The organism is Schleiferilactobacillus shenzhenensis LY-73 (assembly GCF_000469325.1).
Taxonomy (GTDB): Bacteria; Bacillota; Bacilli; order Lactobacillales; family Lactobacillaceae; genus Schleiferilactobacillus; species Schleiferilactobacillus shenzhenensis.
The window spans coordinates 180,070-190,159 of the sequence record NZ_KI271583.1 but is presented as its reverse complement, the minus strand read 5'-3'; the positions used below and the strand labels follow the sequence as shown (position 1 = coordinate 190,159).

The following is a 10,090-nucleotide window of genomic DNA, read 5'->3' as shown; positions in this document are numbered from 1 at the left end:
CCGTGCCCACCACGTTCCAGGCCCCCTGGCGGAGGGCCCAAATCGCCGGGCCTCGCGTACATTTCTCTCCGCTCCACAAGGCGGCAGCGCGAAGCGCAACGCAGAAAAAAACAGCCAGCACCGTTATCGGGCTGGCTGAGTTGGTTTTCTTACTGCAAAGGATTAGAAGTCGTCCCAGGTGTCGTCCTTGGACTTCCCTTGCTTCTCGTCGTCGTGCTGCTCCGCGTGGATCTCGCGGCGGCCGCTGGTCGACTCGTGGTGGTACGTGTGGGCGTACGGGGTGCCGCTGAAGTCCGTGGGCCGGTCATGACTGCGCCGGCGCGGGGAGAATAGCAGGCGGTAAATCAGGTAGATGACCAGGACTGGAAATAAGAAACGCAGCAGGCCAATGACCATCGCCAGGATGCCGATTCCGGTGGCGAACAGCACAACGAGGAGAACCGGAATCAGGATCAATAGAACTAACAAGGTAATCATTAGAAGTCACTCCAATTCTCGTCACTCGTGTGCTTGGACGCCGTGTCCGGACCCACCGGCCGACTGGGCCGCTGGGGCTGGTCGGCCCGAGGAGCGGTAGGCATCACCATGTCCAGAACGATGTAAACCATGAACATGGTGCCGAAGCTGGGCAGCAGCAGGACGATAAACAGAATGCGTACGAGGGTACTGTCCCAGCCGAAGTAGGCAGCGATACCACCCAGGACGCCGTCAACTTTGCGGTCCGTCCGTGACTTCATTAAACGTTTTGCACCATTTCGTTCACTCATGATCTGCTCGTTCCTTTCTCTTCACTCAGTTATCTTCGTTATCGTTATCCTTGAGCATGATGGCCCCGGCCCCAGCGGTCAGCTCCAGCTCGGCGACATCACCGGAATCGGTGGTGCGGTCCAACTGCAAGCGTTGACCCACCGTGCCGCGCACCGGTTCGCTGCTCAAGTGCGACAGGCGGGAGCGCACGGCACCGACCTTGCTCTGGGCCTGACCGGTCAAGCCTAAGCTGGCCGGTACAGAAACCTTAATGGTGCCGCTGGTGGAGTTAGCAATCAGTTTGTGCAGCTCATTGGTTGTCGCGGTCACCCGGATAGTCCCGTTGACCGTGCTCAGCTCAGCGCTCTTGAACGGCGCCTTGGCGGTCAGTGTGCCGTTCATCGTCTGACCCATCAGTTCATCGACCTTGCCGCTGTTGTAGTGCACGCTGCCGTTAATGTCTTCCACATTCAGCAGCTGCAGGGTGACATCGTTGAATGTCCCGGAGCCGTTGGTCAGCTTCGCATAGAAGTCTTGACCGTTGAAGCCGTCCACCGCCAAGTTGCCGTTCAGGATCTTGATCGATGTGTGATCATAGAGCCGCTTGGGCAGATATACATCCAGGTCCGCGCGGATACGCTTATTCGGCACTGAGAAGACGATGTGGTCATTCGAGACATCCACCTGGCTGCGGGCCATCAAGGCCGCCAACGGCGTGGGTTCATCGTAGTGGCCGTAAATCTTGAACTGGCCGCGAATCGAAACATTGTCGTTGATCGACGGCTGGATGTGCACGTCGCCATTGGCAATCCGCATTTCTACTGCCGGAGCAGCAATGTGTTCAAACAAGAATTCATGGTCGAAGCTGGCGCTGACCACACCGGGCACCTTGATCTTCACGTCTTTCCAATCAACGTTATCGCTCACGGTGGTCATCGCGTCGCGCACGGCTTTGCCCACCTGCGTGCCAATGGTACCCATCCGCTTGCCCAGATCAGAGAAGGTCTGGGAGAAATCTTCGGCCCAGTCGGTGGTGTCGAAATCATCCCGGGTGTCCTGCCACGCCTTGGCCTGCAAATCGTCAACGACCTGCTTAGCGGCCTTGACCTGGTCCGCTAAGCGCTCGGCGTCTTCCTTCATTGTGACCAAGTCCGCCTGGAGCTTGGAGCGCTCTTCGGCTTTCTCAGCAGACAAGTCTTCCAAGTCTTCCAAAGTATCGAGAACAGTGATCTGTTCCTCCGTCGCCCGGATCTGCCGCTGCTTGTCTTGCAGCTGCTGCTGCAGATCGGCTAACGTGCTGTGGGCGTTGCGCAGGTCTTCAGCCGCCTGGTCAGCGGCGGCTGACTGATCGTCGGCCTCAGCTGACGTTTGCTCATCGGCCGCAGTGTCAGTCGCGCTGGTACGCTCGCTGCTGCCGTTGTCGGCCTTATCAGCGAGATTCTCCAATAACACGATCGCTTCTTGAGAACTGATCACCCCGTCCTTGACGAGCTGCATAATACGTTCACGTTCGTTCATTTCGAATTGCCTCCATCCACATTGGGTACATGGCTTATTTACATTTTCATTATGCCAAGGAACCCGCCCCAGTGCATAGGTCCAAAGGTGGATATTTAGATAGGCCATAGTCTGGAAGAAAGGCCAGCCGGAACGGCATGGGGGAAAATACCCATACTGACCCGGCTGGCCTTTCTGAAATCATGTTAGAAATCGTCTTCCTTAGCGTTGGAGTTCAACTCGACGATCTTCCCCGTCTGCAAGTACACGATCCACTCGCAGATATTGGTGACGTAATCCCCGATCCGCTCCAAGTAGGAACTGACGAAGAGATAATCCATGCTGCCCGGTACGGTGGCCGGATCCTTCTGCATGATCTCCAGACACGTCTCGTAAATAATATCCGAATAATGGTTAATGCCGTGGTCCTCGTTGGCAATTTCCAAGGCGCGCTTATCGTCGCTCTTGACGTAGGCGTCCAGGACCTCATTGACCATCTCTTTGACCAGTTCGGCCATCGATGCAATGTCCTGCTCCACCTTGGGCACGCGCGTGGTCCCCTTGACTCGAATGGTAGATTTAGAAATGGAAACAGCATGGTCCCCCATCCGCTCCAAATCAGAGCTGGCCTTCATGACCGTGACAATGGTCCGTAAGTCAGTGGTCACCGGCTGCTGCAGCGCAATCAGCTCAAAGCTGCGTTTCTCCAGGTCGACTTCCCGTTCGTTGATCAAATGGTCGTTCTTGATCACGTCCCGAGCCAGTTCCTTATCATGGTTGATAAATGCTTTGACGGACTTATAGATGGCCTCGTTGACCATCATCCCCATTTCGGAGAAACGGACGTGCAAATCGTTCAGTTCATCTTCAAATACGCGGCGCACGCTGGCCACCCCCTGCTCTTTTTTTACCCGAAGCGTCCACTGATATAATCCTCGGTCTCTTTCTTATGCGGATTCAAGAAGATGGTCTTCGTATCATCATACTCGATCAAGTTCCCCTGCAGGAAGAAAGCCGTCCGGTCAGAAATCCGGGACGCTTGCGACATGTTGTGCGTGACTAAGATTATAGTATAGTCCTTTTTGAGGTTCACGAGCATGTTTTCAATCTGGCTGGACGAAATCGGGTCCAAGGCTGACGTCGGCTCATCGAGCAAAATCACGTCGGGTTTGACCGCCAACACGCGGGCAATGCACACCCGCTGCTGCTGCCCGCCGGACAACGCCAGGGCGCTGTCGTGCAGCTTATCCTTCACGTCCTCCCACACCGCCGCCTGGCGCAGCGACGTCTCCACGGCCTCGTCCAATTCTTCCCGACTGGGCTTACCGCCAAGACGCAGGCCATAGGTCACATTGTCATAAATCGAAAACGGAAACGGATTGGGCTGCTGGAACACCATGCCGACTTCTTTACGCAGGGCAACGGTATCCATGCTGGAAGAATAAATATCCTGGCCCTTGAGGGTCACTTCGCCCTTGATGGTCACGCCCGGGATCAAATCGTTCATCCGGTTCAAGGTGCGCAAGTAAGTGGACTTGCCGCACCCGCTGGGACCGATCAGCGCCGTGATCTCATGCTCGTGGAAGGTCAGGTTAATGCCCTTGAGTGCTTCGTTCGTCCCGTACCATAAGTGCACATCGTGACTGTCGATGATGGGCGGTGTTGCTACTGCGGTTTGTTGCGGAGCTGATGCGATTGCCATTGCCATATCCGACACCTCTCTGTATTGCGTTACCCGAAGTGGCCAGACACATAATCGTCTGTGGCCTGAACCTTCGGCGTGGTGAAGATTTCTTTCGTCGTATTGAATTCCAGCACGTGGCCCAAATGGAAGAAAGCCGTGTAGTCGCTGATACGAGCGGCCTGCTGCATGTTGTGGGTCACGATGATGATCGTGTAATGCTCCCGCAGCCGAATCAATGTTTCTTCCACGGTGGACGTCGAAATCGGATCCAACGCACTGGCCGGTTCGTCCAACAGCAGAATATCCGGTTCCATGGCGATCGCCCGGGCGATGCATAACCGCTGCTGCTGCCCGCCGGAGAGGGCCAAGGCCGACTGATGCAGGTCATCCTTGACCTGGTCCCAGAGGGCCGCTTCTTTCAGCGTCCGCTCCACCATCTCGTCCAGCTTTTTCTTATCCTTCAAACCATGTCGTTTCGGGGCAAACGTGATGTTATCGTAGATCGACTTGGAGAAAGGATTGGGCCGCTGGAACACCATGCCAATATGCTTGCGCATCTCGTAAGTATCAATGCCGTTGCCGTTGATATCCAAGTCCCGGTACATGATCTTCCCGGTGACCTTGGCGCTGGCAATATTGTCGTTCATCCGGTTCAATGAACGCAAGTAAGTCGACTTCCCGGACCCCGACGCGCCGATCAGCGCGGTAATCTTGAACCGTTCGAATTGCAGCGACGCATCATAGATGGCGTGGTTCGTCCCGTAGAACACATTCAAGTCCTCGGTAGACAGCGCAATTTCGTGTTTCTTCGGGTCGAGGGGCAGAAAGTATGTTTCGTCAAACGAATAATCCTTCATTTCTGAACTTAACCTCCTACACCCCAGTGAATTTCTTGTACATCTTATTACCCAAGTAACGGGCCAATACGTTGAACAGCAGGACCGCAATGATCAGCATGGCACTGGCCCCGGAAGAGACCGCCTTGGCATCGGGAATGATGCCTTCAGAGTTGATCTTCCAGATGTGCACGGCCAGGGTCTCCGCCGGCCGCATCGGATTCAGCGGCGAAGCGATGTAGAACGGGTTCCAGTTCGTGAAGTCCAAGGGCGGGGCACTCTGGCCGGCGGTGTAAATCAGCGCGGCGGCTTCCCCGAAGACCCGGCCGGCACTGAGAATCATCCCGGTGATGATCCCCGGCAGAGCTTCCGGCAAGATGACGTGAATCACGGTTTCCCAGCGCGACAGGCCCAACGCCAGCCCCGCTTCCCGTTGCGTGAAGGACACCGATTGCAGCGAGTCTTCCACATTACGGGTCAGCAGCGGCAAGTTGAACACCGTCAGCGCCAAGGCCCCGGACAGGATGGAGAAGCCAAAGCCGGCTTGCACGGCGAAAACCAGGAAGCCAAACAGACCAACGACCACGGAGGGCAGCGAGGACAGAATCTCGATGGACGTCCGGATGATGCTGGTCAGCCGGTTCGGCTTGGCATACTCGGAAAGGTAGATCCCCGCACAAATCGAAATCGGGGTCGAGATCAGCATGGAAAGAATCAACAGATAGAAGGAGTTAAACAGCTGGACCCCGATGCCGCCGCCCTTCTCAAAGCTTTGGGCGGGCGCGGTGAGGAAATGCCAGCTGATGTGGGGAATCCCATTCCACAAAATGTACAAGAGGAGCAAGGCCAGGATCGCCACAATGGTCCCCGACATCAAGTAAAGGACGCCGGTGGCGACCTTATCGCTCTGTTTGGCGTTCATTAGTGCAGGGCCCCTTTCTTACTGATGCGGTGAATCAAAATATTGAACAGCAAGGACATCAGCAGCAGCAGCAAGGCCAAGGACCATAGGGCGTTGTTCGACACGCTGCCCATGACCGAGTTGCCCATGCCCATCGTCAGGATACTAGTCAAAGTCGAGGATGGTGAGACAAGGTTCTGCGGCAGCAGGGTGGCGTTCCCAATGACCATCTGCACCGCCAACGCTTCACCGAAGGCGCGGGACATCCCGAAGATAACGGCGGTCATGATGCCAGGCACAGCGGCCCGCAAGACGACCTTATAAATCGTCTGCCAGCGCGTGGCGCCCAGAGCCAGTGAGGCTTCCCGGTAATACCGGGGCACGGCCCGCAAGGCATCCACACTCATGGAGGTGACGGTGGGCAGGATCATGACGAACAGCACCATGGTCCCCGCCAAGATACCAAACCCGGTCCCGCCGAAGTGGGTGCGGACGAACGGGACGATCAAGGACAGCCCGACGAACCCGTAAACAACTGACGGAATACCCACCAGCAGTTCGATGACCGGTTGAAGGATCTTATAACCCCGCCGGGGAGAAATCTCCACCATGTAAATCGCCGCCGCAATTGCGAAAGGCGTGGCCACGACCGCCGACAGCAGCGTCACCGCGAACGAGCCGACGATCATGGGCAAAGCTCCAATCAGCGGATGACCGCTCTTATCAGTCTGCCCTGGATTCCAAGTGGTCTTCGTGAAGAAGTCCCACAGGTTGCCCTTGTCCACCGTAAACGTGGCAATGCCCCGGGTGGCGACAAAGACGAAGATGGCCACGACGACGATGACGATCAAGCTGATCGCGGCGAAGCTGAGGATCTTGCCGTGCCTTTCTCGCTTAGACGCCTGTGACGGCTTCAGCATACTTTCTCTGATCTTATCCTGCTGCTGCATCTTACTGCCCCGCTCTCTTCGTCACTTGGCCGGTCAGACTCCGACTGACCTTCATATCATTCACAGCGATGTACCCCAGTTTCGTGACAATCTTCTGTTGGACCGTATCGCTCATCACGTAATTGATGAACTTCTTAGCCAGCCCTTTCGGCGCGCCCTTCGTGTACATGTGCTCGTACGACCAGATCACCCATTTATTCGTCTGAACATTGGCATCCGTTGGTGCCACTCCGTCAAGCTTGAGGGTCTTCACGGTCTTGTCCACGTAAGGGAAGGCCACGTAACTAATGGCCCCCGGGGTAGTCGCGACGATCTGGCGCACCATCCCCGTGGAGTCCTGTTCCTGGGCAGCCTTGGTCGGCACGTTGTTCATCACCCAGCGCTCGAAGGTCACCCGCGTACCGCTCCCGCTAGCGCGGTTCACAATGACGATGGGAATATTCGGCCCGCCCACCTGCGACCAATTCGTATATTGGCCAGAAAAGATACCGCGCAGCTGCGCCATGGACAGGTTATCCAAGGGAATCGCTTGGTTGACAATGGGCACGACACCGACCACCGCGACCCGGTGATCGACGAGTTTCTTAGCATCGATCCCCTTCTTTTCTTCCGCGTAAAGATCGGAGTTGCCGATGTCGACGGCGCCGCTCTGGATCTGGCTTAAGCCAGTCCCGGAGCCGCCGCCCTGAACATTGATAAATTCACCGCTATGTTCCGCACTATAGCGTTCCCCGGCGGCTTCCACCAAGGGCTGCAAAGCGGACGACCCGACGGCAGTAATGGCTGCCCCCTGCTGCTGGCAGCCGGCCAGCAAGAACAGGCTCAGCGCCGCCAAAAGCCATAACTTTATGTGTTTCACTGGGCATTCCTCAATTCACCAAATTCTCTCTCTAATCCAGCATACGGTAGGTGTGTAACGATTTGACCTGGAGAATGTAAATTTATTGTAAAGGAGAGGGCGGAGCCCGTTTATGTGACGCGGAGAAAGCCCCGCACTTGGGCTTTTGGGGTTAGGGCCCTTAGACCATGGTGGCCTGCTCGGCGGAGCCCGGTTAGAGAGCGGAACAGCCCCAGTCACTGTGTATCGCTCCAATTTGCCCGCTCATCGCCATGTAAAAACCCGCGGCACAATGCCGCGGGCAATCATAGAATTATTGATTTGGTGCGGACTGTGCCGCTGGTACTTTTCTCACCGGTAGCGTCACCGTAAACAGCGACCCCACGCCGACTTGACTGTGCAGCGTAATCTCCCCGCCGGCGCGGTTGACGATGGCTTGCACGATGGGCAGACCGAGGCCGGTGCCGCCGTTCTTACGCGAGCGCATCTTGTCGACCCGATAGAAGCGTTCAAACACCCGCTGCTGGTCATCTTCGGGGATGCCAATGCCGGTGTCCTCGACTTGCAGCTGGAATTCCTTGTCGGTTAACGTATACCGCACATCCACATTCCCTTGATGGTGATTGTAAATGACGGCGTTGGTCAGTAAGTTCTTAATGATGTCCTCGAATTCGCCGGGGTCGAAGACAAAGGTCAAGTCGTCGGGGCCCTCGACTTTCGTCTTGAGCTGGCGCTCCAGGATACGCGGCTTGAGCATCGTCAGACAGCGGTCGATCTCCTTTCTCACATTCACCGGTTCGGGATGAATGGGATGGGGATTGGCGAACTTGGCTACGGAAATGGTATCGGTGACCAGGTCGTTGAGGCGGTTGGCTTCCTTCAGGATGATCGTCAAAAACTGGGTCAGCGCCTTGGGGTCGTCCTTGGCGCCATTGAGCAGCGTCTCAGCGAAACCGGCAATGGACGTGATGGGCGTCTTCAGCTCGTGGGAGACGTTGCCCACGAAGTCCAGCTGCATCTGCTCGGCCGCTCGGACCAGGGCCAGGTCGTAAAGCACGACGACGACCTGGCCGGCTTGGGCGTCGCCGATCCACACCGCATACGCATCGACAGGCCGCTCATTGTTCTGGACCAGCTTGATCTCAGCGTGGTGCGTGTGATGATTGGCCTCGGTCCGTTCAATCAAGTTGCTCAGGCCAAATGTCTTCACGTCGTCCAGGTAGGAATGGGGTTCTGAATCAATCGGCACATCCAGCAATGTGGCCATCACATCGTTAGCCATCTGGACCATATCGTCCGGGTTGATGACCATTACCCCCACGGGCAAGTGATTGATCAGGCGGTCAAAGTCGGCCTGCTTCTGGTCCAGGGCCACCTTGAAACGGTGCGTCTGTAAATTGACTTGGTTGGCCACCTGGTAGAACTGCTGCCATTCAGGCTGATCCTCCGCCAGCATCAGCTCGGGTGCTTGCAGATGCAGGATCTGGTCCATGTACTGGGTGGCTAACGCCATCTGCCGGCGGTGCCGGCGCAGGCGCCAATCCCGTAATGCACTGAGCAGGACATAGAGCACCCAAAAGACACCGATCATGCCCCAATAGATGCCGGGCGCAGCGTCTTGCAAGGGTTCTTGCAGACCGAGTGCCGGTCCCCACTGGGTCATCCAAATCAGCAAGCCGACGAAGAGCACCAACGCTCCCAGAAACCGAATCAGTTGGACGCGCCAGCGCATTATTCAGACACCTCCGACGTGGGCAGGGTCAGCTTGTAGCCGAACCCGCGAATCGTCTGTAAGTATTGCGGATCTTTGGGATTAGGCTCGATTTTTTCCCGCAGGTGAGAAATCTGCATATCCACTGTCCGCGTCTCTGTGGGATAATCGACGCCCCACACCGCGTCCAGAATGTGTTCACGGGAAATCACCCGATTAGGCCGTTGGACCAGGTAAGCCAACACGTCAAATTCCTTCGGTGTTAAGGTCAGCGGGGCGCCGTTCAAGGATGCCTGAAGACCGTCAATGTCTACGGTCAGCGGGCCGAAGTGGACGATATGGCCCTCGGCCGCAACGTTCTGGTCCGGCACTTCGACCCGGCGCAGAACGGCGTGGATCCGCGCCAGCAGTTCCTTCACGGAGAACGGTTTGGTGACATAGTCATCCGCTCCCAGCTCGAGGCCAACAATTTTGTCGGTCTCGCTGTCCTTCGCCGTCAGCATAATGATCGGCGTGGCGTTCTTTTCTTGGCGCAGTGTCTTAGTCACCGCCAAGCCGTCCTTGCCGGGGAGCATCAGGTCGAGAAGGATCAGGTCGTATTCAGCATGCTCCGCTTTAGCGAGCGCCTCATCACCGTCTTCGGCAGTATCCACCGTGAAGCCTTCTTGGGTCAGGTTGTACTCGATGAGCGTACGAATCGTGGACTCGTCGTCCACCACCAGAATGCGTGTGGTCATTTGGCATATCCCCTCCAATTTCACCATTAGTATAGCAGAAAAGAGACCGCGACACCGCAGGCGTTTTCTGGAAACGTTCGCAGGGGACATCTGACGCTGGCCCGGGTGACTACGGGCTCCGCAAGGCAGGTTAGTGTTTAGCGCTGACCCGGGTGTCTGCGGACTCCACAGATTGGGGCTGGAACGCTG

11 protein-coding genes are annotated in these 10,090 nt (G+C 56.5%); all 11 read right to left on the bottom strand.

From position 1 onward, the window contains the following. Window positions 1-162: 162 nt before the first annotated feature. Window positions 163-477 carry a hypothetical protein gene (locus L248_RS02980; protein WP_022528583.1) on the bottom strand — a complete coding sequence of 105 codons (315 nt, stop codon included), beginning with the start codon at window positions 475-477 and terminating at the stop codon, window positions 163-165. After that, entirely contained in the window at window positions 477-767 is a 291-nt protein-coding gene (locus tag L248_RS02975) for a PspC domain-containing protein (RefSeq protein ID WP_081701185.1), read from the bottom strand. Before L248_RS02975 ends, L248_RS02980 begins: the two co-directional genes overlap by 1 nt. 25 nt (window positions 768-792) lie before the next feature. Further along, window positions 793-2,265 carry a daptomycin-sensing surface protein LiaX gene (liaX, locus tag L248_RS02970; RefSeq protein WP_040534535.1) on the bottom strand — a complete coding sequence of 491 codons (1,473 nt, stop codon included), beginning with the start codon at window positions 2,263-2,265 and terminating at the stop codon, window positions 793-795. A 185-nt stretch (window positions 2,266-2,450) separates the two neighbouring features. After that, window positions 2,451-3,128: a phosphate signaling complex protein PhoU gene (gene phoU, locus L248_RS02965; protein WP_040534650.1), complete on the bottom strand. Its 678-nt coding sequence runs from the start codon at window positions 3,126-3,128 to the stop codon at window positions 2,451-2,453. 23 nt (window positions 3,129-3,151) lie between these two features. After that, window positions 3,152-3,946: a phosphate ABC transporter ATP-binding protein PstB gene (gene pstB, locus L248_RS02960; protein ID WP_051999839.1), complete on the bottom strand. Its 795-nt coding sequence runs from the start codon at window positions 3,944-3,946 to the stop codon at window positions 3,152-3,154. A gap of 29 nt (window positions 3,947-3,975) precedes the next feature. After that, complete coding sequence (gene pstB, locus L248_RS02955) at window positions 3,976-4,785, bottom strand: phosphate ABC transporter ATP-binding protein PstB (protein ID WP_022528578.1); 810 nt, start codon at window positions 4,783-4,785, stop codon at window positions 3,976-3,978. Window positions 4,786-4,801: 16 nt separating this feature from the next. Beyond that, complete coding sequence (pstA, locus tag L248_RS02950) at window positions 4,802-5,686, bottom strand: phosphate ABC transporter permease PstA (RefSeq protein ID WP_022528577.1); 885 nt, start codon at window positions 5,684-5,686, stop codon at window positions 4,802-4,804. Continuing rightward, window positions 5,686-6,615, bottom strand: a complete 930-nt coding sequence (gene pstC / locus L248_RS02945; RefSeq protein WP_022528576.1) for a phosphate ABC transporter permease subunit PstC — start codon at window positions 6,613-6,615, stop codon at window positions 5,686-5,688. Before pstC ends, pstA begins: the two co-directional genes overlap by 1 nt. 1 nt (window position 6,616) lies before the next feature. Further along, the gene (locus tag L248_RS02940) at window positions 6,617-7,474 is read right to left on the bottom strand and encodes a phosphate ABC transporter substrate-binding protein PstS family protein (RefSeq protein WP_022528575.1); all 858 of its coding nucleotides are present in this window, start codon (window positions 7,472-7,474) and stop codon (window positions 6,617-6,619) included. 292 nt (window positions 7,475-7,766) lie between these two features. Continuing rightward, complete coding sequence (locus tag L248_RS02935; protein WP_022528574.1) at window positions 7,767-9,185, bottom strand: sensor histidine kinase; 1,419 nt, start codon at window positions 9,183-9,185, stop codon at window positions 7,767-7,769. Beyond that, window positions 9,185-9,901 (bottom strand): response regulator transcription factor, encoded by a 717-nt coding sequence (locus L248_RS02930; protein WP_022528573.1) that lies wholly within the window; start codon window positions 9,899-9,901, stop codon window positions 9,185-9,187. Before L248_RS02930 ends, L248_RS02935 begins: the two co-directional genes overlap by 1 nt. Between the last annotated feature and the right edge of the window lie 189 nt (window positions 9,902-10,090).

Bases quoted from the DNA above. Each gene is read 5' to 3' on its own strand.
- L248_RS02980 (WP_022528583.1), bottom strand. From the start codon at position 477: ATGATTACCTTGTTAGTTCTATTGATCCTGATTCCGGTTCTCCTCGTT.
- L248_RS02975 (WP_081701185.1), bottom strand. From the start codon at position 767: ATGAGTGAACGAAATGGTGCAAAACGTTTAATGAAGTCACGGACGGAC.
- liaX (WP_040534535.1), bottom strand. From the start codon at position 2,265: ATGAACGAACGTGAACGTATTATGCAGCTCGTCAAGGACGGGGTGATC.
- pstB (WP_051999839.1), bottom strand. From the start codon at position 3,946: ATGGCAATCGCATCAGCTCCGCAACAAACCGCAGTAGCAACACCGCCC.
- pstB (WP_022528578.1), bottom strand. From the start codon at position 4,785: ATGAAGGATTATTCGTTTGACGAAACATACTTTCTGCCCCTCGACCCG.
- pstA (WP_022528577.1), bottom strand. From the start codon at position 5,686: ATGAACGCCAAACAGAGCGATAAGGTCGCCACCGGCGTCCTTTACTTG.
- pstC (WP_022528576.1), bottom strand. From the start codon at position 6,615: ATGCAGCAGCAGGATAAGATCAGAGAAAGTATGCTGAAGCCGTCACAG.
- L248_RS02935 (WP_022528574.1), bottom strand. From the start codon at position 9,185: ATGCGCTGGCGCGTCCAACTGATTCGGTTTCTGGGAGCGTTGGTGCTC.
- L248_RS02930 (WP_022528573.1), bottom strand. From the start codon at position 9,901: ATGACCACACGCATTCTGGTGGTGGACGACGAGTCCACGATTCGTACG.